General features: G+C 55.2%; 22 protein-coding genes and 1 pseudogene. 9 read left to right on the top strand and 14 right to left on the bottom strand.

Going from position 1 to position 23,650, the window contains the following annotated elements; genetic code table 11:
* The first annotated feature begins 32 nt into the window (after nt 1-32).
* Nucleotides 33-2,588 carry a peptidoglycan glycosyltransferase/peptidoglycan DD-transpeptidase MrcA gene (mrcA, locus tag AC4PCC_RS01425; protein ID WP_492126180.1) on the top strand — a complete coding sequence of 852 codons (2,556 nt, stop codon included), beginning with the start codon at nt 33-35 and terminating at the stop codon, nt 2,586-2,588.
* A 104-nt stretch (nt 2,589-2,692) separates the two neighbouring features.
* Here the strand turns inward: mrcA and nudE are convergent, their stop codons facing one another.
* Nucleotides 2,693-3,259 (bottom strand): ADP compounds hydrolase NudE, encoded by a 567-nt coding sequence (nudE, locus tag AC4PCC_RS01420; RefSeq protein WP_067709849.1) that lies wholly within the window; start codon nt 3,257-3,259, stop codon nt 2,693-2,695.
* Nucleotides 3,260-3,666: 407 nt separating this feature from the next.
* Here nudE and AC4PCC_RS01415 point away from each other — a divergent pair, with 407 nt between their 5' ends.
* From AC4PCC_RS01415 to pckA, 4 genes are all read left to right on the top strand, one after another.
* Nucleotides 3,667-5,808, top strand: a complete 2,142-nt coding sequence (locus AC4PCC_RS01415; RefSeq protein ID WP_492126179.1) for an intracellular growth attenuator family protein — start codon at nt 3,667-3,669, stop codon at nt 5,806-5,808.
* Between the two features lie 149 nt (nt 5,809-5,957).
* Entirely contained in the window at nt 5,958-6,359 is a 402-nt protein-coding gene (gene hslR / locus AC4PCC_RS01410; protein WP_492126178.1) for a ribosome-associated heat shock protein Hsp15, read from the top strand.
* 23 nt (nt 6,360-6,382) lie between these two features.
* Nucleotides 6,383-7,264, top strand: a complete 882-nt coding sequence (gene hslO / locus AC4PCC_RS01405; protein ID WP_067709842.1) for an Hsp33 family molecular chaperone HslO — start codon at nt 6,383-6,385, stop codon at nt 7,262-7,264.
* Between the two features lie 278 nt (nt 7,265-7,542).
* Nucleotides 7,543-9,156, top strand: a complete 1,614-nt coding sequence (gene pckA / locus AC4PCC_RS01400; RefSeq protein WP_492126177.1) for a phosphoenolpyruvate carboxykinase (ATP) — start codon at nt 7,543-7,545, stop codon at nt 9,154-9,156.
* A gap of 55 nt (nt 9,157-9,211) precedes the next feature.
* Here the strand turns inward: pckA and envZ are convergent, their stop codons facing one another.
* Nucleotides 9,212-10,567: a two-component system sensor histidine kinase EnvZ gene (envZ, locus tag AC4PCC_RS01395; protein ID WP_492126176.1), complete on the bottom strand. Its 1,356-nt coding sequence runs from the start codon at nt 10,565-10,567 to the stop codon at nt 9,212-9,214.
* Nucleotides 10,564-11,283 carry an osmolarity response regulator transcription factor OmpR gene (gene ompR / locus AC4PCC_RS01390; RefSeq protein ID WP_001157751.1) on the bottom strand — a complete coding sequence of 240 codons (720 nt, stop codon included), beginning with the start codon at nt 11,281-11,283 and terminating at the stop codon, nt 10,564-10,566. Before ompR ends, envZ begins: the two co-directional genes overlap by 4 nt.
* A gap of 302 nt (nt 11,284-11,585) precedes the next feature.
* Between ompR and greB the strand changes: the two genes are divergently transcribed.
* Entirely contained in the window at nt 11,586-12,065 is a 480-nt protein-coding gene (gene greB / locus AC4PCC_RS01385) for a transcription elongation factor GreB (protein WP_492126175.1), read from the top strand.
* A 46-nt stretch (nt 12,066-12,111) separates the two neighbouring features.
* On the opposite strand, the gene AC4PCC_RS01380 is transcribed toward greB, so the two are convergent.
* The 11 genes from AC4PCC_RS01380 to AC4PCC_RS01330 all read right to left on the bottom strand — a co-directional run bounded on the left by AC4PCC_RS01380 (nt 12,112) and on the right by AC4PCC_RS01330 (nt 18,289).
* On the bottom strand, nt 12,112-12,384 hold the full coding sequence (locus tag AC4PCC_RS01380; RefSeq protein WP_492126174.1) for a colicin immunity domain-containing protein: 273 nt from the start codon (nt 12,382-12,384) through the stop codon (nt 12,112-12,114).
* A gap of 136 nt (nt 12,385-12,520) precedes the next feature.
* Nucleotides 12,521-12,784, bottom strand: coding sequence for a colicin immunity domain-containing protein (locus tag AC4PCC_RS01375; RefSeq protein WP_492126173.1), 264 nt, complete (start codon nt 12,782-12,784; stop codon nt 12,521-12,523).
* 136 nt (nt 12,785-12,920) lie between these two features.
* A complete protein-coding gene (locus AC4PCC_RS01370) occupies nt 12,921-13,187 on the bottom strand; it encodes a colicin immunity domain-containing protein (protein WP_492126172.1) in 267 nt (88 codons plus the stop codon).
* Nucleotides 13,188-13,358: 171 nt separating this feature from the next.
* Nucleotides 13,359-13,631, bottom strand: coding sequence for a colicin immunity domain-containing protein (locus AC4PCC_RS01365; RefSeq protein WP_492126171.1), 273 nt, complete (start codon nt 13,629-13,631; stop codon nt 13,359-13,361).
* 136 nt (nt 13,632-13,767) lie between these two features.
* Entirely contained in the window at nt 13,768-14,040 is a 273-nt protein-coding gene (locus AC4PCC_RS01360) for a colicin immunity domain-containing protein (RefSeq protein ID WP_492126170.1), read from the bottom strand.
* Between the two features lie 136 nt (nt 14,041-14,176).
* The gene (locus AC4PCC_RS01355; protein ID WP_345829288.1) at nt 14,177-14,443 is read right to left on the bottom strand and encodes a colicin immunity domain-containing protein; all 267 of its coding nucleotides are present in this window, start codon (nt 14,441-14,443) and stop codon (nt 14,177-14,179) included.
* Nucleotides 14,440-15,726, bottom strand: coding sequence for an S-type pyocin domain-containing protein (locus tag AC4PCC_RS01350; protein ID WP_492126169.1), 1,287 nt, complete (start codon nt 15,724-15,726; stop codon nt 14,440-14,442). The genes AC4PCC_RS01355 and AC4PCC_RS01350 overlap by 4 nt, the downstream gene beginning before the upstream one ends.
* A gap of 277 nt (nt 15,727-16,003) precedes the next feature.
* Nucleotides 16,004-16,261, bottom strand: a complete 258-nt coding sequence (locus AC4PCC_RS01345) for a bacteriocin immunity protein (RefSeq protein WP_067710503.1) — start codon at nt 16,259-16,261, stop codon at nt 16,004-16,006.
* Between the two features lies 1 nt (nt 16,262).
* Complete coding sequence (locus AC4PCC_RS01340; protein WP_492126168.1) at nt 16,263-17,633, bottom strand: S-type pyocin domain-containing protein; 1,371 nt, start codon at nt 17,631-17,633, stop codon at nt 16,263-16,265.
* Nucleotides 17,634-17,910: 277 nt separating this feature from the next.
* Complete coding sequence (locus tag AC4PCC_RS01335; RefSeq protein ID WP_067710503.1) at nt 17,911-18,168, bottom strand: bacteriocin immunity protein; 258 nt, start codon at nt 18,166-18,168, stop codon at nt 17,911-17,913.
* Between the two features lie 13 nt (nt 18,169-18,181).
* Complete coding sequence (locus tag AC4PCC_RS01330) at nt 18,182-18,289, bottom strand: pyocin-S2/colicin E7-DNase domain-containing protein (protein WP_492127608.1); 108 nt, start codon at nt 18,287-18,289, stop codon at nt 18,182-18,184.
* Nucleotides 18,290-18,593: 304 nt separating this feature from the next.
* On the opposite strand from AC4PCC_RS01330, the gene AC4PCC_RS01325 reads away from it, so the two are divergent.
* The 3 genes and pseudogenes from AC4PCC_RS01325 to feoB form a co-directional block, all read left to right on the top strand.
* The gene (locus tag AC4PCC_RS01325) at nt 18,594-20,915 is read left to right on the top strand and encodes a Tex family protein (protein WP_492126167.1); all 2,322 of its coding nucleotides are present in this window, start codon (nt 18,594-18,596) and stop codon (nt 20,913-20,915) included.
* A 148-nt stretch (nt 20,916-21,063) separates the two neighbouring features.
* Entirely contained in the window at nt 21,064-21,288 is a 225-nt protein-coding gene (gene feoA, locus AC4PCC_RS01320; protein WP_067699889.1) for a ferrous iron transporter A, read from the top strand.
* Nucleotides 21,289-21,301: 13 nt separating this feature from the next.
* Nucleotides 21,302-23,483 (top strand): annotated as a pseudogene (gene feoB, locus AC4PCC_RS01315) (Fe(2+) transporter permease subunit FeoB); the annotation flags it as partial.
* Nucleotides 23,484-23,650: the final 167 nt, after the last annotated feature.

Here is a 23,650-nt window from a genome sequence, read left to right as displayed (position 1 = left end):
CTGCCCGATCGACATAAAGTGGAAAATATCAGGTGAAGTTCGTAAAGTATTTTTTAATCCTTGCAGTGCTTTGCATTCTGCTGGGAGCAGGCTCGATCTATGGCCTTTACAAATATATAGAGCCCCAGCTGCCGGACGTGGCCACGCTGAAAGACGTTCGTCTTCAGACGCCGATGCAGATCTACAGCGCCGATAACGAACTGATCGCCCAGTACGGTGAGAAGCGACGCATTCCGTTAAAACTGCAGCAGATCCCGCCGGTGATGGTAAAAGCCTTTATCGCGACCGAGGACAGCCGTTTTTACGAGCATCACGGCGTTGACCCCATTGGTATTTTCCGTGCTGCCAGTATCGCGTTGGTGTCTGGCCACGCGTCCCAGGGTGCCAGTACCATTACTCAGCAGCTGGCCAGGAACTTCTTCCTCAGCCCTGAACGTACCCTGATGCGTAAAATCAAGGAGGCTTTCCTCGCCATCCGCATTGAGCAGATGATGAGTAAAGATGAAATCCTTGAACTTTATCTGAACAAAATCTATCTCGGCTACCGTGCCTACGGCGTTGGCGCGGCCGCTCAGGTCTATTTTGGCAAAAATGTCGATCAGCTTTCCCTGAGTGAAATGGCGATGATTGCCGGGTTGCCTAAAGCGCCGTCAACGTTCAACCCGCTCTATTCACATGACAGGGCGCTGCAGCGCCGTAACGTGGTGCTGGGTCGCATGCTCGACCAGCACTACATTACCCAGTCACAGTATGAAGAGGCTCGCAGCACCCCGCTTACCGCCATCTATCATGCACCTGAAATTGCCTTTTCCGCGCCTTATCTGACTGAAATGGTGCGCCAGGAGATGATCAAACGCTACGGCGAAAATGCCTATAACGACGGATTCAGGGTCACTACCACCATTACGCGCAGGCTACAGCTGGCAGCGCAGAAATCGGTGCAGGACAACGTCATCGCTTATGACATGCGTCACGGCTACCGTGGCCCGGCTAACGTGTTATGGAAAGTAGGTGAGCAGAGCTGGGGACACAGCGAAATTCTGAAAACGCTCAAGGCGCTGCCAATATATGGGCCGCTGATCCCCGCCGTTATCACTGATGCTACCCGTGAGGAGGCCACTGCCACCCTGCGCGATGGCAGCAGCGTGACGCTTGGCCTGGCCGGCATGCGCTGGGCGCGTCCGTATAAATCTGACACGGTCCAGGGCCGTACGCCTCAGTCCGTTACCGATGTCGTTCAGCCCGGCCAGCAGGTTTGGGTTCGTAAGGTTGATAGCGACTGGTGGATTGCGCAGGTGCCTGACGTAAACTCCTCGCTGGTTTCGCTGGATCCCCAAACGGGTGCAGTTCGCGCGCTGGTCGGTGGATTCGATTTCAACCAGAGTAAATTCAACCGCGTCACGCAGTCGCTGCGCCAGGTCGGGTCGAACATTAAACCCTTCCTGTATACCGCCGCCATGGATCGCGGTCTGACGCTGGCCTCCATTCTGAACGATGTGCCGATTTCCCGCTGGGATGCTGGCGCAGGCGCCGACTGGCGTCCCAAAAACTCACCGGCGACCTACGATGGCCCAATCCGCTTACGTCAGGGGCTGGGACAGTCGAAAAACGTGGTGATGGTTCGCGCAATGCGCGCGATGGGCGTTGATTATGCCGCACAGTATCTGCAACGCTTTGGCTTCCCGGCGCAGAATATCGTTCACACAGAATCTCTGGCGCTGGGCTCAGCTTCTTTCACCCCGTTGCAGATGGTCAGAGGCTATTCAGTGATGGTTAACGGCGGCTTCCTGGTTGACCCGTGGTTCATCAGTAAAATTCAGGATGAACAGGGCAACACGCTGTTCGAAGAGAAACCTAAAATTGCCTGCCCGGAATGCAATCTGCCGGTGATTTACGGCGATACGCAAAAGGCCGTCGCCCTTAGCGAAGACAGCGTGGAAAATCCGACTATCTCGCAGGTCGGTAGCAATACCGCCGTGCCGCAGCCACAGCTTGAGCAGGTTTCTCAACAACAGGCCGCGCAGGATGGTCAGCAGCAGTATGCCCCGCACGTGATCAATACGCCGCTGTCGTTCCTGATTAAAAGCGCGCTGAACTCCAACATCTTCGGTGAACCGGGCTGGATGGGCACGGGCTGGCGAGCGGGCCGCGATCTGAAACGTAACGACATCGGCGGTAAAACCGGGACCACCAACAGCTCCAAGGATGCCTGGTTCTCCGGTTACGGACCTGGCGTGGTAACGTCGGTATGGATTGGCTTTGACGATCACCGCCGCGATCTGGGACGTACCACCGCTTCCGGTGCAATAAAGGATCAAATTTCAGGTTATGAGGGAGGGGCGAAGAGTGCGCAACCGGCCTGGGACGAATATATGAAAGCAGCGCTTGATGGCGTTCCGCTACAGCCGCTGACGCCGCCGGAAGGCGTGGTAACGGTGACTATCGATCGCAGTACCGGCAAGCTGGCTAACGGCGGCGGTAATACGCGTCAGGAGTACTTTATAAACGGCACCCAGCCAACCGAGTACTCCGTCCATGACGTGGGAACCACGCTTATGGACAACGGTCAGAGCCACGAGCTGTTCTGAGTTAATGCAGGACCATGACAACGGAGTGTCATGGTCCTGCATTGGACGCTGCCTCTGCCTTCCTGACCGCGCTAACCCGCATCAGGTCAAAAAGGCGGGCTGCTTTAATAGCGCAGACGGCCCTGCTTAACCAGCCATTCACGAACAAGGAAAAGCGCACTGACGTTGCGCGCCTCGCGGAAATCTGGTTCCTGCAGCAGACCCAGCAGGTTATTTAACGGCCAACGAACCTGCGGAAGCGGCTCCGGCTCATCTCCTTCCAGCTTCTCTTCGTAAAGCTGCTCAGCCACAACGATATTCATTTTGCTGGAAAAATAGGAAGGCGCCATGGTGAGCTTTGCCAGCGTTTCCAGCCTGTGCGCACCAAACCCGGCTTCTTCTTTCAGCTCGCGATTTGCCGCCTCAAACGGGGTTTCACCCGGATCGATCAGGCCTTTCGGAAAGCCCAGCTCGTAACACTCCAGCCCCACCGCATATTCCTGAATCAGGATCAGATCGTCGCCAATGATTGGCACAATCATTACGGCCTCACGATCGGAGGGCTTCATCCGCTCGTAAACGCGTCGGGCTCCATTACTGAACGCCAGATCTACGGCCTCGACGGTAAACAGGCGCGAGCGTGCCACGGCTTCAACATTAAGGATGTCGGGTTTCTGTAGTTGTCTGGTCATAGTGGCCCCAGCGGAACGCCTAAAAATGGGCTTAACAGCCCGCGAGTGTCGGTACAGGGTACCGGCTTCCCATTGTGCGGCAGCAAAAAGAGTATGCCAATCATTGCACAGATTATTTTCCGCGGTTATAACAAATATGATTTACGCGACACTGAAAAGATTTAAAAAATGTCAATCTTATCAGTCAAAAATAGGAATACGCCGATACTTAGCCCGCCTGTAGCTTGGTAGGATCTGGTACGGGGCTTATACAACATAATTCTAATTTAATGATTTTGTGTGCTATTTTTATATACTCAGCGGATTGCCAGCGCCGTCTAAACCCGCCACAATGTCACCAGCAATATGTACCAGGCAGGTAACCACCAGAATAGCGACGGGAGCAGAGTGGCAGGAATGAGGGAAGCATGAGCACAATAGTCATCATATTGGCTGTAATGCTGGCCTGCTCGGTCGGGGCGGGTTGTTTCTTTTGGTACGCTATGCGGCATCGTCCGCCGTTGGCGAAACCACTGCCATTCATTAGTCCCCCCTTTCGTAAACTGAATGATGACGAACGTAAAGGCATTGAGCGCTATATCGCCTCACTGGCTAAAAATCGTGACGCCTCACTGTCTTCCGGTGCCAGCCCTGCGGTAGATCCGCTGGCACTGACCTCTCAAAGCAACAATGTCTATCCCGTCACGCGCTCAATAACCCGCTACGGGTTGTCCACGGACGAGCCGCACAACTGGCGATACTATCTTGATGCCGTTGAGGTTCATCTTCCGCCGCAGTGGGAACAGTACATTGCCGAAGAAAACTTTGTCGAACTGATCAAAACCCAGACCATCCCTCTGGTGATCTCGCTTAATGGCCACTCGCTGGTGAACTACATCTACGAGCAGCCAGCGATGGCAGCAGCAGCAGCCCGGCCACTGGCGCAAAATGCGTCGATCCGCAAAGAAGAGAGTGAGCATATTGAGCTCCTGAGCGTACGTAAAGAGACGCCGGAGGAGTATGCGCTTAGCCGACCTGACGGTACGCGGGAGGCCGTCGCTATCGGTGTCGCGCTGATGCTCTTTTTTGTCAGCCTCGTTGGCCCGCTGCTCATGATGCCCTGGCTTAACCTGGCCGCGGTGGTCATCATTTTGGTCAGCGGCTGGTCACTTTATCATCGCCCCTCTGAAAAAGATCTGCGTGAGATCCACTGTCTGCGCGGTGCGCCAAAGCGCTGGGGTCTGTTTGGCGAATCCAATCAGGGGCAGATTGGCAATATCTCCCTGGGCATCATCGACCTGATTTATCCCGCCCACTGGCAGCCTTACATTACCCAGGATTTTGGGAAAGAGACGGAAGTCGATATCTACCTGAACCGCCATGTCGTGCGCCAGGGTCGGTTTCTTTCGCTACAGGATGAGGTCCGCCACTTCCCGGTTCAGCGCTGGCGCAAAAACGTGGTGCTGGCGGCAGGTTCCCTGCTGGTGCTGGCCCTGCTGATCGCGTGGGTGCCGCTCAGTATGCCGTTAAAGCTGAGCATGGCCTGGCTCAAAGGAACCGAGAGCGTTCAGGTTACCTCGGTTAACGATCTGGAAAAAATCCCACTGCGCGTGGGCGACCGTCTGAAAGTTAGCGGCAGAGGCATGTGCTCCATCCCCACTACCTACCAGGGTAACCGCAGCTATGCGTTTATGCCTTTTGACTGCTCGGCAGTGTACTGGAATAACTCACCGCCGCTGCCACAGCCGCAGTCAGATATTATTGATAAGGCGACCGCGCTGCTTAATACCACCAGTCTTCAATTGCATCCACAGGGTAGTCCCGACCCTAAACTTAATCCGCAGCTTGCCACCGCCATTCAAAAGTCCGGTATGATCCTGTTGGATGACTTTTCGGACATTGTGCTGAGAACGCAGGAGCTGTGTAGCCAGGATCAGGACTGCGTGAGGCTGAAGAACGCGCTGGTTAACCTGGGTAATGCCAAAGACTGGGAAACGCTGGTTCAGCGCGCAGATTCCGGTTCGCTAAACGGCATGAACGTGCTGCTGCGCCCGGTAAGCGCGGAAGCCCTGGAGAATCTGGTGAATACGGCCACGTCTTCGTTTTTCTACCGGGAAACGCGCCGCGCTGCCGAATCGCTGAACAGCCCACCGCCGGGCGGCTTTCTGATCCTCAGCGACGAAGGTCGTCAGCTGGTTAGCCAGCAGGCTCCGAATATCTCACTGTTTGATTATAACGCCCCGGATCAGTGGCCGGAGTTGCAGCGTCTTTCGGGTATGTTGCTGCATACTCCCTTCTCCGCCAGCGGGATTGTTACTAACATCAGCACCGATGCGAACGGCACCCGGCATATCGCCCTGCATAGCGCCCCCGATACCATTACGCTATTCCGCTATCTGGGAACAACCCTGCTGCTGTTAGTCGTCGCGCTGAGTTTTATTGTTAATAGCCTGCTGGCGCTGCGGCGCATGCACCGCAACCGCTTGCGGATTAACGCCATTCAGAATTATTATGACAAGTGCTTCAATCCTACGTTGAACAGCACCCAGAGCTTTCGCCCGCAGTTCTGAGCCTGCCACTTTTATGCTATTTTTAACGGTGGCACGTCTCTTAATCCCCTTCTGACCTGCCCGACCGCGTCAGCAATTAACCGCTAAAGACGCGCCTTGAATTCTGGCTTTCCACCCATACATAAGGTTATTCCCGAAAAGGAGCTGCGATGAAAGAGAAACCCGCAGAGGCGGTTCGGCTCGATAAATGGCTGTGGGCCGCGCGGTTTTATAAGACGCGTGCCGCTGCGCGCCAGATGATCGAAGGCGGCAAGGTTCACTATAACGGTCAGCGCAGCAAGCCCAGCAAGATTGTTGAGCCAGATGCGGAACTGACGCTCCGCCAGGGCAATGATGAACGTACGGTGGTAGTGCGCCTGGTCGGTGACCAGCGCCGTCCAGCATCAGAAGCCCAGCAGATGTACGCCGAAACGGCACAAAGTATTGAGAAACGGGAAAAAATAGCGCTGGCGCGAAAAATGAATGCGCTGAGTATGCCCCACCCCGACCGTCGCCCTGATAAAAAGGAGCGCCGGGACTTAATGAAATTTAAAAATACCGGCGACGAATAATCCGTCGTTAACGAGAGAGAACTATGGCTCATCAAGACCAACTGCACCGCTATCTGTTCGAAAACTACGCCGTGCGTGGAGAACTGGTCAGCGTTTCCACCACCTGGCGCGACATCATCGACGGGCATGATTACCCACAGCCGGTTCAACAGGTGCTGGGCGAGCTGCTGGTTGCTACCAGCCTGCTTACCGCCACGCTGAAGTTTGCCGGTAATATTACCGTTCAGCTTCAGGGCGATGGCCCTCTCAACCTGGCGGTGATTAACGGCAATAACAAGCAGGAAATGCGCGGCGTGGCGCGCATGCAGGGCGATATCGCCCCCGGCAGCAGCCTGAAAGAGATGGTGGGTAACGGTTACCTGGTAATAACGCTCTCCCCGGATGAGGGTGAGCGTTATCAGGGCGTAGTGGGGCTGGAGGGAGAAACGCTGGCGGAATGCCTGGAAGACTATTTTATGCGTTCCGAGCAGCTGCCAACGCGTCTGTTTATCCGCACCGGCGAGGCAGAAGGTCAGCCGGGCGCGGCAGGGATCCTGCTTCAGGTTCTGCCCGCGCAGGAGACGAAAACCGATGACTTTGAGCATCTGACCACCTTAACCGGGACGATTAAAACAGAAGAGCTGCTTAACCTTCCCGCGCAGGAAGTGCTGTGGCGTCTGTATAATCAGGAAGAGGTGACGCTGTACGATCCTCAGGATGTCTGCTTCAAATGCTCCTGCTCTCATCAGCGCTGTGGTGAAGTTCTGAGCACTCTGCCCGTCGCTGAAGTCGACCAGATGCTGGCTGAAGATGGCAAGATTGATATGCACTGCGACTACTGCGGCAAAAACTACCTCTACGATGCCGTAGATATTGCGGCCATCCGCAATGACGCGGGTGCGGGCGATAGCGACCGTCTTCACTAACGCTTTTCTGCATCCGCTCCAACCTGACTGAAAGCGCATAATGCCATCGACTTTACCCGAGTCGGTGGCATATTTTTAGGCGCAATGTATTAATTTTTCGTAAGATTCACGCCCTGCCTCTCATTTCTGCACCCTGCTACTTTCCCTTCGATAAGACAAGTGTAAACTGCGCGCGTGCGTATTGGCCGGGATCCGGTCAGGCGCGCGCCCCGTCACGGTCAACGGATAAAAATTATCCTACACTCTTTTGCAGAACAGAGCCGAAAAGGAGCAGTACTATGCGAGACCTGACCCCGCAGGACCTCATCGCTTATGGCATAACGGATACGGTTGAGATTATTTATAATCCGGATTACGAAACGCTCTACCATGAAGAAACTCGCCCCGGTCTGACCGGCTACGAGCGCGGTATTGAAACGAATTCCGGTGCAATTGCCGTTGATACCGGTGATTTTACCGGCCGCTCGCCGAAAGATAAGTATATCGTTCGCGACGATACCACCCGCGATACGCTGTGGTGGAACGATCAGGGCAAGGGTAAAAATGACAATCAGCCGCTCAGCGACGAAACCTGGCAGTCTCTGAAGTCATTAGTCACCCATCAACTCTCCGGAAAGCGTCTGTTTGTCGTTGACAGCTGGTGCGGTGCAAACCCGGATAGCCGTCTGTGCGTTCGTTTTATTACTGAAGTGGCCTGGCAGGCGCATTTTGTCAAAAATATGTTTATCCGCCCGGACGATGAAGCGCTGAGCGATTTTGTCCCTGATTTTGTGGTAATGAACGGGGCGAAATGCACTAATCCCGACTGGAAGCAGCAGGGCCTTAACTCTGAGAACTTTGTGGCTTTCAATCTCACCGAGGGTATCCAGCTGATCGGCGGTACCTGGTACGGTGGCGAAATGAAGAAAGGGCTGTTTGCGGTCATGAACTATCTGCTGCCGCTTAAGGGCATCGCCTCGATGCACTGTTCTGCCAACGTTGGCGAGAAAGGCGACGTGGCGGTCTTTTTTGGCCTCTCAGGCACCGGTAAAACGACCCTCTCTACCGATCCTCAGCGAAAGCTGATTGGGGATGATGAACACGGCTGGGACGACGACGGCGTGTTTAACTTTGAGGGCGGCTGCTACGCCAAGACCATTAAGCTTTCTGCCGAGGCCGAGCCGGAAATATATCAGGCAATACGCCGCGATGCGCTGCTGGAGAACGTGGTCGTTCGCGCCGATGGTTCAGTGGATTATGATGATGGCAGCAAGACGGAAAACACCCGCGTCTCCTACCCGATCAATCATATTGAAAACATCGCAAAACCGGTTTCAAAAGCGGGCCACGCTAAGAAAGTGATTTTCCTCACCGCGGATGCCTTCGGCGTTCTGCCGCCGGTTTCACGCCTGACGCCGGACCAGACTCAGTATCACTTCCTTTCCGGCTTTACCGCCAAGCTGGCCGGTACGGAACGCGGCGTTACCGAACCGACACCGACCTTCTCCGCCTGCTTCGGCGCGGCTTTCCTGATGCTACATCCTACTCAGTATGCCGACGTGCTGGTGAAGCGAATGGAAGCAGCAGGCGCAGAGGCTTATCTGGTCAATACCGGCTGGAACGGCAGCGGCAAACGCATCTCGATCAAGGATACGCGCGCGATAATCAACGCTATCCTCAGCGGGCAGTTAGCCGATGCAGAGACGCAGAACCTGCCGATTTTTAATCTGGCGATGCCGACTTCCCTGCCGGGCGTGGATGCACAGATCCTGGACCCCCGAAACGCTTACGACAGCGCGGAGGCGTGGGAGGGTAAAGCCCGCGATCTGGCTCAGCGGTTTATCGTAAACTTCGATAAATATACCGATACCCCTGCCGGTGAAGCGCTGATCCCCGCCGGCCCCCAGCTGTAAAAAAAGAGAGGTCGTTTGGATAAACGACCTCTCTTATTGCGGTTAAGACCAGGATTCAGCTACTGCTGACCGCTGGCGGTAATGCGCTGTTATCAGGCAGAGGCAGATAAGCGCGAATACGCAGCCCGCCCCGTTCGCTTTCCCCAATATCCAGCGTCCCCTGATGGGCATCAATAATGCGTTGCACAATCGCCAGGCCTAAGCCGGTGCCACTGGTGCTGCGGGCACTGTCGCCGCGAACAAAGGGCTGGAACAGGTGCTTAAGCTGATCGGGATGGATGCCCGGGCCGTCATCTTCAACCTGGAACCAGGCCCGCTGAAGCTCGCTGCCGCTGCTGACTCTGATCCAGCCGTTGCCGTAGCGCGCGGCGTTAACCACCATATTCGCGGCTGCGCGCTTAATCGACAGCGGGTTGATGTCCAGCATCAGCTCACCCAGCATCACGCCATTATCAATTTCGCGTTCATATCCGCTCTCTGCCGCCACGACCTCGCCCAGTACACCATTGAGATCGGCCCGTTCAAACTGCATCTCCTGGCCCGTGCGCAGATAATCAATAAACTGCTCGATAATCGCATTGCACTCTTCAATGTCTTTGTTGATCGACTCTGCCAGATAGCCATCTTCCTGCGACATCATCTCCGTTGCCAGGCGGATACGCGTTAGCGGGGTTCGCAGGTCATGGCTGACGCCGGCCATCAGCAGCGTTCGGTCATCGGCCAGCAGCTTAACGCCAGCCGCCATCTGGTTGAAGGCCCGGGTGACCGAACGCACCTCCGAAGCGCCGTACTCGCGCAGCGGCGGCGGAATAATCCCCTTCCCTACCTGAAGCGCGGCGTGCTCCAGCTCCACCAGCGGGCGGTTCTGAATGCGGATAAACAGCCAGGCACCGCCGATGGCCAGCAGCATTATCGCCAGCGTGTAGCGGAACAGCGGTGAAAAATCACCCTGGTGGATCTCCGTCAGCGGCACCCTTACCCAGATATCCGGCGACAGCCAGGTTTTCAGCCAGACGACCGGGGAGTTCTTGTTAACCTCCACGCGGACGTCGGTCGGACCACCCAGCTGCTGCGCCATCTGCTGACTGAGAAACTCGTAATGTTGCGCCCAGCGTAATCCGCTCTCTTCCGCCGCTGCATTGGTATACAGCGAGATACCCAGCTCGCGATAGATCTCACGACGAAATGCCGGCGGCACCTCAAGCTGCGTACCGTCCTCAAGCTGTAACCGGTCGGTCATCAGCATGCGCACCTCATAGGCCAGCACTTTGTTAAACTGCTGAAGGCTCGGCAGAATGGCAAAGTTCAGCACCACCAGATAGGTCGTTACCAGGCTGACGAACAGCAGGGTAACGATCAGCAGCAGCGTGCGCGCAAAGGAACTACGGGGTGAGAAGCGGATCCGCCTCATGCTTTACTGCCGTCCGGAACGAATACGTAGCCCAGACCCCAGACGGTCTGGATATAGCGTGGGTGAGCGGGATCTTCTTCCACCATGCGGCGCAGGCGAGAAATCTGCACGTCAATGGATCGCTCCATGGCGCTGTATTCGCGACCGCGGGCCAGATTCATCAGCTTGTCGCGCGACAGCGGCTCACGCGGGTGGCTTACCAGTGCTTTCAGTACGGCGAATTCACCGCTGGTCAGTGGCATAGGCTCGTCTTCGCGGAACATTTCACGCGTCCCGAGATTCAGCTTGAACTTGCCGAAAGCGATAACGGCTTCTTCCTGGGAAGGCGCACCCGGCAGTTCGTTGGCCTGACGGCGCAGCACGGCGCGAATGCGAGCCAGCAGTTCACGCGGGTTAAAGGGTTTTGGAATATAGTCATCCGCCCCGATTTCCAGCCCGACGATGCGGTCCACCTCTTCGCCCTTGGCGGTAACCATAATAATCGGCATCGGGTTGCTCTGGCTGCGCAGGCGGCGGCAAATTGACAGGCCGTCTTCTCCCGGCAGCATTAAGTCCAGTACCATCAGATGAAAGGACTCACGGGTCAGCAGGCGATCCATCTGTTCGGCGTTGGCCACGCTGCGTACCTGGAAGCCCTGCTCGGTCAGATAGCGTTCGAGCAGTGCACGTAAGCGCATATCATCATCTACGACCAGGATTTTGTAATTTTCTTGCATTTCGTTACTCCCAAAGGCGCAATTGCCTGAGCCATTATTCTTAAAAAAGATGCCTGAATGTAACAGTCAATAATGGTTTATATTGTAGCCGAAATTGTTACAAAGCATATTAAACAGCAGCTTATCTTTAACCTGAATCAAAAAAGCAGCACCGGGGCTGGCCGCAGGCAGAGAAGCGCAGGCACGAATAATCAACGCAAACAAACAGTAACGCACGGCCGATACGCCGTAATGAATTTGCATCTGCCCGCAGCACACCACAAAATAACCTGAGAGATTGCAGCAGAGAAAATGGGCCAACGATGAAAACTAAACTGATCACCCGCGAAGGCTACGACAGGCTGAAGCAGGAACTGGACTTTCTCTGGCGGGAAGATCGCCCTGAAGTGACCAAAAAAGTCACCTGGGCGGCCAGCCTTGGCGATCGCAGCGAAAATGCAGACTATCAATATAACAAAAAGCGCCTGCGCGAGATCGACCGTCGCGTCCGTTACCTCACTAAGTGCCTTGAGCAACTGCGCATTGTGGATTACTCACCGCAGCAGGATGGTAAAGTCTTCTTTGGTGCCTGGGTAGAGATAGAAAACGATGACGGCGACATTAAGCGCTTTCGCATCGTCGGCTATGATGAAATTTTTGGCCGTAATGACTACATCTCGATCGACTCGCCAATGGCCCGCGCGCTGCTGAAAAAAGAGGTGGGCGATGTCGCGCTGGTTCACACACCGATCGGCGAGGCAACCTGGTACGTCAATGAAATTAGCTATATCAGCCCCGCATAAACCCCGCCCGGCCTAACGGCCCCAGGCAGGTCACAACGAAGATGGCTCAGAGCAGGTTAAACTGCTCCAGCAGGGCTTTCACTTCCGCCCTTAATTCAGCCTCATTCAGCTCGCAGCTATAGAGACTGCGATCCGGTTCAGGGTCATAGCAGTCGGCTGCCATGAAAAGTTCCTCTCCGCAGCGTTCTACCGCCTTATCCGGCTCTGTCACATCCCTTAACTTGCGTCGTTCGATAACGATATCTTCGCAAAACTGTTCAGCACTAATCCTGTTGCTGAGGAAGTCTCTTCCCAGCTCGACCAGCTTAATTGTGCTCATAAAACCTCCGTTTCTAAACAGATCCTGCCGTTATCGATTGCCGGGTCAATTTCCCAGCCTGAATGGAAATCACTCTCTATTGTAAGGACGACAGCATTCATCGTCCCGGCATCCAGGGATTCCGAAGGAGTGCAGCTCAGAGCAGGTTAAACTGCTCCAGCAGGGCTTTCACTTCCGCCCTTAATTCAGCCTCATCCAGCTCGTAGTCGTCGCGATCCGAGTCGGAGTTATAGCAATCAGCCAAAATGAAAAGCTCGCCCGCGCACCAGTTTATTGCTTTATTGGGCTCTTCTTCAGATAACTTACGACGTCCTTTTATTATATCTTCGGAAAACTGCTCAGCACTGATCTGGTTGTTGACCAATTCTCTTCCTAACTCGATTTGACTAATCCAGCTCATAAAACCCCCGTTTCTAAACAGATCCTGCCGTTGTCTTTTTTCGGGTTAATATTCCACCCTGAATGGAAATCACCCTCTATTGTAAGGACGACAGCATTCATCGTTCCGGCATGCAGGGATTCCGAAGGAGTGCAGCTCACAGAAGGTTAAACTGCTCCAGCAGGGCTTTCACTTCCGCCCTTAATTCGGCCTCATCCAGCTCGTAGTCGTCGCGATCCGAGTCGGGGTTATAGCAGTCAGCTGAAATGAAAAGCTCACCACCGCAGCGATCTACCGCCTTATCCGGCTCTCTCACCCCCCATAACTTGCGTCGTTCGATAACGATATCTTCGCAAAACTGTTCAGCACTAATCCTGTTGCTGAGGAAGTCTCTTCCCAGCTCGACCAGCTTAATTGTGCTCATAAAACCTCCGTTTCTAAACAGATCCTGCCGTTATCGATTGTCGATTGTCGATTGTCGATTGTCGATTGTCGATTGTCGGATCAATTTTCCATCCTGAATGGAAATCACCCTCTATTGTAAGGACGACAGCATTCATCGTCCCGGCATCCAGGTATTCCGAAGGAGTGCAGCTCAGAGCAGGTTAAACTGCTCCAGCAGGGCTTTCACTTCCGCCCTTAATTCGGCCTCATTCAGCTCGCAGCTATAGCGACTGCGATCCGGTACAGGGTTATAGCAGTCAGCGGCCATGAAAAGTTCCTCTCCGCAGCGATCTACTGCCTTATTCGGCTCTCTCACTCCCCATAACTTGCGTCGTTCGATAACGATATCTTCGCAAAACTGTTCAACACTAATCCTGTTGCTGAGGAAGTCTCTTCCCAGCTCGACCAATTTAACTCTGCTCATAAAACCTCCGTTTCTAAACAGATCCTGTCGTTATCGATTGCCGGGTCAATTTTCCAGCCTGAATGGAAATCACCCTCTATTTTAAGGACGACAGCATTCATCGTCCCGGCATGTAGGTATTCCGAAGGAGTGCAGCTCACAGAAGGTTAAACTGCTCCAGCAGGGCTTTCACTTCCGCCCTTAATTCGGCCTCATTCATCTCGCAGCTATAGCGACTGCGATCCGGTTCAGGGTCATAGCAGTCGGCTGCCATGAAAAGTTCCTCTCCGCAGCGATCTACCGCCTTATCCGGCTCTCTCACCCCCCATAACCTGTCCCGTTCGATAACGATATCTTCGCAAAACTGTTCAGCACTAATCCTGTTGCTGAGGAAGTCTCTTCCCAGCTCGACCAATTTAACTCTGCTCATAAAACCTCCGTATCTAAACAGATCCTGCCGTTATCGATTGCCGGGTCAATTTTCCAGCCTGAATGGAAATCACCCTCTATTTTAAGGACGACAGCATTCATCGTCCCGGCATGCAGGTATTCCGAAGGAGTGCAGCTCAGAGCAGGTTAAACTGCTCCAGCAGGGCTTTCACTTCCGCCCTTAATTCGGCCTCATTCAGCTCTCCTTTGCTGCGATCCGGTTCAGGGTCATAGCAGTCGGCTGCCATGAAAAGTTCCTCTCCGCAGCGATCTACCGCCTTATCCGGCTCTCTCACTCCCCATAACCTGTCCCGTTCGATAACGATATCTTCGCAAAACTGTTCAGCACTAATCCTGTTGCTGAGGAAGTCTCTTCCCAGCTCGACCAGCTTAATTGTGCTCATAAAACCTCCGTTTCTAAATAGATCCTGCCGTTGTCTTTTTTCGGGTCAATTTTCCAGCCACTCAGGAAACCACCCTCTATTGTAAGGACGACAACATTCATCGTTCCGGGGTTAAAATATACCCGGGAGCCTTTCACCCGTCCGTATCTCCCCCGCTCAATGGTGTCCTTATCCTTCAGGTGCGCCTCTATTGCATCGCGAAACTGCGTCAGCGTGGTGCTATTTTTTCGCGTGTCGGTAATTCCAAACTTCCCGGCATGCTTATATTTCTTGTCAAGCTGCCTGCGGGTGTAACGCCCTGAATCCAGAGGGTCCGTCAGTACAACATACACCGGCTGCACGCCGCTGCCGCTGGCGTCCAGCTGCCAGTAAACAAAATCCTGCATCCCGCCCGGATCGGCCACTGGCGTGGTGGTGATCTGAATCGTCCCAACCGGTTTTATCACTGTTCCGGTATGCACCGGCGTTACCGGGACTGACGGAGCCGAATTACCGGTATTTGACGGCGCAGATGGCCCGGGAGCCGGGTTGATCAAAATGGTCCGCGGTGGCTGGCCCGCTACCGCAGGCAGAGTGATCATATCCAGCCCTGTCGCTGCATCCCGCACCGCCGTCAGGACCGGTACCGCCGACGGTAATCCACCCTCTCCGGTTTTCAGCAGTTTTAACGCCAGCTCACCGTTGCTCATCACCAGCGAAGCGCGTACCGCCAGGTCTGCCGTCCGTACGCCCGGCTCCAGCCCTTTCCTGTTAGGTAACAGAGTGCTGGCAGGCATTGCGAACATCGCAGCGACATCACGCCCCGGCACTCTGTCGCTGCCAGCCCCCACCTCCGGAGAATGGAAAATGGCGGCAATCGCAATGCCGCCTGCCGCGCCTGCGGCCACAGCCGAGGCGGCCCGGCCTAACGCGGCCAGCAAGGAACTGGCAGCACCCATCACCCCTTCTCCGGCGATTGCCAGCTGTACCGCGCCCGGGGCTCGCGCCAGCGCCAGCGCGCCAGCAGCAGTCAGAGACGCTTCGGCCGCTTTAACCGTTTCCGGGGTATACCGGGGGGACTCTGAAACGCCCAACATGGCCAGGGCGAGCTTAATTTCCCTGTCTGACAAAGGCATGCAAAACGCAATGCCCCCGTCACCTCTGTCCATAACCCATGCCCAGCTTCCGCCATTCATTAATGTCAAATAGCAGGCTTTCTGGGGGCCCTTAAACTGAAACTTTCCGTCGCCCAGATAAATGGGGGTAATGTCCCGCGAGCGCGGGTTTCCTTCCTTTTTACTCATCCTTAAGTTCCTTTTCCAGGGTACTTTTTATTTAATCCGGCCGACGCTTTTACTACGCCGGTGACGGCTCACGCTGAAACAAACCGGGGAGAACAGGTTTTGTTTCATACGTTACTGTAACAACAAGAAATTAATTTTTCCCGCCGTGATATCACAGATTTCGACCCCCGCCGCATGACTGATGTGAACAATTCCTAATGACGTGGATTTACCGCCCCGCCGCTGGCAATTTTTGCCCGCAATCCGTATAACTGTCCGCTGACTCTTAAGCCACACATTAACCTTGTTTAAATCCAGGCTTACCATTTTTAGCCCGCCATTCCCTGACCTCTTTTACAATACCTTCAGGGCTGTCATCCTGATCGTACATGGGATGATAAATAAGACCATTGCGATGAGGATGTTCGGTCAAACGTTCGAATTCAAGAACAGCCTTTGTATGCTCAGCCTCTGTTTCATAGTCTGCATTACAAATTTTTCTGACAAAATATAAAAACTCGGCATCGGTATAATCAGAAATCGTTTTCTTTTCCATCTCAATTATCCTCTTTATGGATTTCAATATGACGTTTAGGGGTCATCACTCGAATATTATCTATGTCATATATTGCACCGTTATCCTTAATAAATTTGACATGGTGTAACTCGAATCGAATTCGTCCCCCGACTTGTTCAGATGGAATAGGGAAAGGAGAGTAACCTTTCATTAAGTTTCGTTTATTATTTTCCCTGAACTGTTTAATCAATACAGGATCTCTGCCCACATCCTTCCAAAAAGCCTCACGAAACGCATCAAAATTCGCAAATTCCCTTCCTTGTAATTTGTCCGCGATCTGGCTCGGGATAGGAGCACCAAGATCTTTACCAGCATTAGTAAGCCAGTCTCCGCCAACCGGTTCACCTTTACCACTGACCTTACCCAATCTATTTCGGGGATTGCTAAGTACCACATACACCGGCTGCACGCCGCTGCCGCTGGCGTCCGGCTGCCAGTAAACAAAATCCTGCATCCCGCCCGGATCGGCCACTGGCGTGGTGGTGATCTGAATCGTCCCAACCGGTTTTATCACTGTCCCGGTATGCACCGGCGTTACCGGGACTGACGGAGCCGAATTACCGGTATTTGACGGCGCAGATGGCCCGGGAGCCGGGTTGATCAAAATGGTCCGCGGTGGCTGGCCCGCTACCGCAGGCAGAGTGATCATATCCAGCCCTGTCGCTGCATCCCGCACCGCCGTCAGGACCGGTACCGCCGACGGTAATCCACCCTCTCCGGTTTTCAGCAGTTTTAACGCCAGCTCACCGTTGCTCATCACCAGCGAAGCGCGTACCGCCAGGTCTGCCGTCCGTACGCCCGGCTCCAGCCCTTTCCTGTTAGGTAACAGAGTGCTGGCAGGCATTGCGAACATCGCAGCGACATCACGCCCCGGCACTCTGTCGCTGCCAGCCCCCACCTCCGGAGAATGGAAAATGGCGGCAATCGCAATGCCGCCTGCCGCGCCTGCGGCCACAGCCGAGGCGGCCCGGCCTAACGCGGCCAGCAAGGAACTGGCAGCACCCATCACCCCTTCTCCGGCGATTGCCAGCTGTACCGCGCCCGGGGCTCGCGCCAGCGCCAGCGCGCCAGCAGCAGTCAGAGACGCTTCGGCCGCTTTAACCGTTTCCGGGGTATACCGGGGGGACTCTGAAACGCCCAACATGGCCAGGGCGAGCTTAATTTCCCTGTCTGACAAAGGCATGCAAAACGCAATGCCCCCGTCACCTCTGTCCATAACCCATGCCCAGCTTCCGCCATTCATTAATGTCAAATAGCAGGCTTTCTGGGGGCCCTTAAACTGAAACTTTCCGTCGCCCAGATAAATGGGGGTAATGTCCCGCGAGCGCGGGTTTCCTTCCTTTTTACTCATCCTTAAGTTCCTTTTCCAGGGTACTTTTTATTTAATCCGGCCGACGCTTTTACTACGCCGGTGACGGCTCACGCTGAAACAAACCGGGGAGAACAGGTTTTGTTTCATACGTTACTGTAACAACAAGAAATTAATTTTTCCCGCCGTGATATCACAGATTTCGACCCCCGCCGCATGACTGATGTGAACAATTCCTAATGACGTGGATTTACCGCCCCGCCGCTGGCAATTTTTGCCCGCAATCCGTATAACTGTCCGCTGACTCTTAAGCCACACATTAACCTTGTTTAAATCCAGGCTTACCATTTTTAGCCCGCCATTCCCTGACCTCTTTTACAATACCTTCAGGGCTGTCATCCTGATCGTACATGGGATGATAAATAAGACCATTGCGATGAGGATGTTCGGTCAAACGTTCGAATTCAAGAACAGCCTTTGTATGCTCAGCCTCTGTTTCATAGTCTGCATTACAAATTTTTCTGACAAAATATAAAAACTCGGCATCGGTATAATCAGAAATCGTTTTCTTTTCCATCTCAATTATCCTCTTAATGGATTTCAATATGACGTTTAGGGGTCATCACTCGAATATTATCTATGTCATATATTGCACCGTTATCCTTAATAAATTTGACATGGTGTAACTCGAATCGAATTCGTCCCGCGCCCTTCTTATAATTAAAATCCTGTTCCGATTGCTTTTTATTTAACCCCGTCTGCGACTTTTACTACGCCAGTGACGGCTCACGCTGAAACAAACCGGGGGGAACAGGTTTTGTTTCATACGTTACTGTAACAACCAGAAATTAATTTTTCCCGCCGTGATATCACAGATTTCGACCCCCGCCGCATGACTGATGTGAACAATTCCTAATGACGTGGATTTACCGCCCCGCCGCTGGCAATTTTTGCCCGCAATCCGTATAACTGTCCGCTGACTCTTAAGCCACAAAGTAACCGATGATGAAAGAATCACTGAGCCGCATAATTGCAAATGAACTCCAGGCACGGACAGAGCAGGTTGATGCCGCTGTTCGTCTGCTGGATGAAGGGAACACCGTGCCGTTTATCGCACGCTATCGTAAGGAGGTGACCGGTGGCCTGGATGATACCCAGCTACGCCAGCTGGAAACCCGGCTGGGCTATCTGCGCGAGCTGTCCGAGCGCCGCCAGGCGATTCTCAAATCCATCGGCGACCAGGGCAAGCTGACCGACGAGCTTGCTAACGCCATCAGCAACACCCTGAGCAAAACCGAACTCGAAGACCTCTACCTGCCCTATAAGCCAAAGCGCCGTACGCGTGGAATGATCGCCATTGAGGCCGGTCTGGAACCCCTGGCCGAGACGCTGTGGCAGGATCCATCTCACCTCCCGGAGACGCTGGCCGCCCGCTTCGTAGATGCCGATAAGGGCGTTGCCGATACCAAAGCCGCGCTGGACGGCGCCCGCTACATTCTGATGGAGCGCTTTGCAGAAGACGCCACGCTGCTGGCTCAGGTACGTGCCTGGCTGTGGAAGAATGCCCACCTGGTCTCGCGCGTGACGGAAGGCAAAGAGGAAGAGGGCGCGAAGTTCCGCGACTACTTTGATCACCATGAAGCACTGGCATCCGTGCCATCCCATCGTGCGCTGGCGATGTTTCGCGGCCGCAATGAAGGCATATTGCAGCTATCGCTTAATCCGGACCCACAGTTTGACGAGCCGCCGCGCGAAAGCCACGGCGAGCAGATTATTATCGACCACCTTGGCCTGCGGCTGAATAACGCCCCAGCGGACGCCTGGCGAAAGGCCGTGGTCAGCTGGACGTGGCGTATTAAGGTGCTTCTGCACCTGGAAACCGAGCTAATGGGCACGGTACGCGAGCGCGCTGAAGATGAGGCAATCAACGTTTTTGCCCGCAATATGCACGACCTGCTTATGGCGGCACCCGCCGGGATGCGGGCGACCATGGGCCTGGATCCTGGACTGCGTACCGGCGTAAAAGTTGCGGTCGTTGACGCCACCGGCAAGGTGGTTGCCACCGACACCATTTACCCGCATACCGGGCAGGCGGCGAAAGCGGCCGCCGCGGTGGCCGCACTCTGCACCCGACATCAGGTGGAGCTGGTGGCGATTGGCAACGGCACCGCCTCACGTGAAACCGAACGCTTCTTTATCGACGTCCAGAAGCAATTCCCCCAGGTTCAGGCGCAGAAGGTGATCGTCAGCGAAGCGGGCGCATCCGTCTATTCCGCCTCCGAGCTGGCTGCGCTGGAGTTCCCGGATCTGGACGTCTCGATCCGCGGGGCCGTCTCCATCGCGCGCCGCCTGCAGGATCCTCTCGCTGAACTGGTGAAGATCGACCCGAAATCGATCGGCGTGGGCCAATATCAACACGACGTCAGCCAGAGCCAGCTGGCGAAAAAGCTGGATGCGGTCGTGGAAGACTGCGTAAACGGCGTCGGCGTGGATCTGAATACCGCCTCGGTGCCGCTGCTGACCCGCGTGGCCGGGCTGAGCAAAATGATGGCACAGAATATCGTCAGCTGGCGTGATGAGAATGGTCGCTTTCAGGACCGCCAGCAGCTGCTGAAGGTGAGCCGTCTGGGGCCAAAAGCCTTTGAACAGTGCGCTGGCTTTCTGCGCATCAGCCAGGGTAAAAACCCGCTGGATGCCTCAACGGTTCACCCGGAGGCTTACCCGGTCGTGCAGCGCATTCTGGCCGCCACCGAACAGTCGCTGGATGTGCTGATGGGTAATCCGACGGCGCTGCGCACCCTGCGCGCGGTGGACTTTACCGATGAGCGGTTCGGCGTGCCGACCGTCAGCGATATTATCCGGGAACTGGAAAAACCCGGCCGCGACCCCCGTCCGGAGTTTAAGACGGCGCAGTTCGCTGAGGGCGTGGATACCATGAACGACCTGCAGCCGGGTATGGTGCTGGAAGGGGCGGTTACCAACGTGACTAACTTCGGTGCCTTTGTCGATATCGGCGTTCATCAGGACGGGCTGGTACATATCTCCTCCCTCTCCGATAAGTTTGTCGACGATCCGCATAAGGTGGTGAAAGCGGGGGATATCGTTAAGGTCAAGGTGATGGAGGTTGACCTGCAGCGCAAGCGCATCGCGCTGACCATGCGTCTGGACGAACAGCCGGGTGAAGCCGCTTCACCGCGCCGCAGTCCGGCCAGCAACAACCGTGATGCAGGCCGTCCGACGGCGAAATCCCGTCCGCGTCCGGCACAGCCCGCCGGCAATAGCGCTATGGGCGATGCGCTGGCGGCAGCGTTCGGCAAAAAATAACGGCATTACCCCAGGGCGGATCGCCGTATCCGCCCTTCCCACTCCCCTGAAAATTGTTTTGCGTCAATACCGACGAGAATAATTCTCATTATAATTACCCCCCTCAATTATCACGATGCGGCAATTTTCCGCGCCACGGGGTAAAAATATGCCTGTTGTACCCTTGCAGCACTACAAAATCGTTAGTTTCTCGCCCACCATCAATACCGCGTTTCGCCAGAAGCTGCTGTCACACGGCCTGCTGCCCGGCGCGACCTTCCAGGTAAAGCGCGTAGCGCCCTTTGGCGACCCGGTGCAAATCGAAACGCGCCGCGTCAGCCTGATGCTGCGTAAAAAAGATCTGGCGTTTCTTCGCCTTGAATCCCTGAACTGAGGCGGAGGTAAGGATGAAAACGTATACCATCGGGCTGATTGGCAACCCTAACGCCGGTAAAACCACGCTGTTTAACCAGCTCACCGGCGCGCGGCAGCGGGTCGGGAACTGGGCTGGGGTAACGGTTGAACGCAAGGAAGGCACCTTTACCACCGCTCAGCACAAGGTGCGGCTGATTGACCTGCCCGGCACCTATTCCCTGACGACGGTATCGGAACAGGCCTCGCCTGACGAGCAGATCGCCTGTCGCTATATGCTGAGCGGCGAAGCTGACCTGGTCATCAACGTCGTGGATGCCAGCAATCTTGAGCGCAATCTGTACCTTACCCTCCAGCTTCAGGAACTGGGGGTACCCTGCATCGTTGCGCTGAATATGCTGGATATTGCTGAAAATCAGCATATCGCGCCTGACGTTGCCGCGCTGGAAAAACAGCTCGGCTGCCCGGTGATCCCGATGGTGTCGAACCGGGGAACGGGCATCGACAGGCTGAAAAAAGCCATTGACGACGCTCATCGCTCCATCGGTAACGTTAACATCCCCTACCCCGCGGATGTCGAGGCTCGCGTCCGGCAGCTGTGCGACGCCATGCCGGAAAACCTTCCCCCGGTACAGCAGCGCTGGCTGGCGCTCCAGGCGCTGGAAGGGGATGTCTACAGCCTGGCCCGGGTGGCAACACCCGCAGGATCGCCTGATGCACTTAATCTGGACGATGCCCCGCTAAAGATTGTCTCTGCCCGCTATCAGGCCATTGAGGCCGTTTACCGCACCGTAACGGATACGCACCTGGCTACGCCGGACCGCCTCTCTGCCCGCCTCGACAGCCTGGTGCTTAATCGCTGGCTTGGACTGCCCATATTTCTGCTGATGATGTACCTGATGTTCTTTCTGGCCATTAATCTCGGCGGGGCGCTACAGCCGCTATTTGAGATTGGCTCGGCGGCGATTTTTATTCATGGCATACAGTGGATCGGCGCAGTGCTGCATTTCCCGCTGCCGCTGACCCTGTTCCTGGCACAGGGCATTGGCGGTGGCATCAATACCGTGATGCCGCTGGTGCCGCAAATCGGCCTGATGTACCTGTTCCTGTCCCTGATGGAAGATTCCGGCTATATGGCCAGAGCCGCTTTTGTCATGGATCGACTGATGCAGGCGATAGGATTACCGGGTAAATCCTTCGTGCCGCTGATTGTCGGTTTTGGCTGTAATGTCCCGTCGGTCATGGGCGCCCGTACGCTGGATGCCCCGCGTGAGCGCCTGCTGACCATCCTGATGGCGCCCTTTATGTCCTGTGGCGCGCGGCTGGCTATCTTCGCGGTATTCGCTTCCGCCTTTTTTGGTCAGCGGGGATCGCTGGTGGTTTTCAGCCTTTATCTGCTGGGCATTGCCGTGGCCATCCTCACCGGGCTGCTGTTAAAGCATACGCTTCTGCGCGGCGAGGCCACGCCCTTCGTGATGGAGCTGCCCACCTGGCACGTTCCGCACCTGAAAACTCTGCTATTACAAACCTGGCAGCGGCTGAAAAGCTTTGTGCTGCGGGCCGGGAAAGTGATTGTTCTGGTCTGCGTGGTGATAGGCGGCCTGAACAGCTTCTCGTTCAGCGGACAGCCGGTATCCACGATTAATGACTCCGCGCTGGCCAGCGTCAGCCGCCATCTGACACCGCTGCTGTCCCCGATGGGCATACATGATGATAACTGGCAGGCAACGGTTGGCCTGGTCACCGGCGCAATGGCAAAAGAGGTGGTAGTGGGTACGCTGAATACGCTCTATACCGCACAGGCGCTGCATGAGGAGCCGTTTGATGTCGCCAGTTTCAGCCTGACCGGGGAGCTGGCGACGGCGGTCCAGGAAACCTGGGATGGGGTAAAAGAGGCGTTCAGCCTTAGCGTGCTGTCTAATCCCGTCGAGGCCAGCAAGGGCGACGGCGAGATGGCCGGCGGGGCGATGGGTGTGATGCACAGCAAATTTGCCAACGATGCCGCCGCCTATAGCTACCTGATTTTCGTGCTGCTGTACGTGCCCTGCGTATCGGTGATGGGCGCGATTGCCCGTGAAAGCAGCGGCCGCTGGATGCTGTTCTCAATATTCTGGGGGCTGAACCTGGCCTGGTGCCTGGCAACGCTGTTTTATCAGGTGGCGACCTTTAGTGACCATCCTCAGTACAGCACCCTCGTGCTGCTGGCGGTATGTGCCTTTAATGTCGTGCTGTGGCTGGTGCTGCGGAGTATCACGCTCCCTGCATCGCCGCTGGCGGTCAGGCCCGTTGCTGAAAAGGGCTGCCCCGGCTGCCCCCGTAACGGCAGCTGCCACTGATTTAGCGGCCTCATGCCCTTGTCGGCCGCTTCGTTGCAGTTGCGGTTT

The organism is Erwinia sp. L03-1 (assembly GCF_058686115.1).
Note: the sequence above shows the minus strand (reverse complement) of the source record. Positions and strands in the feature narration are given on the sequence as shown.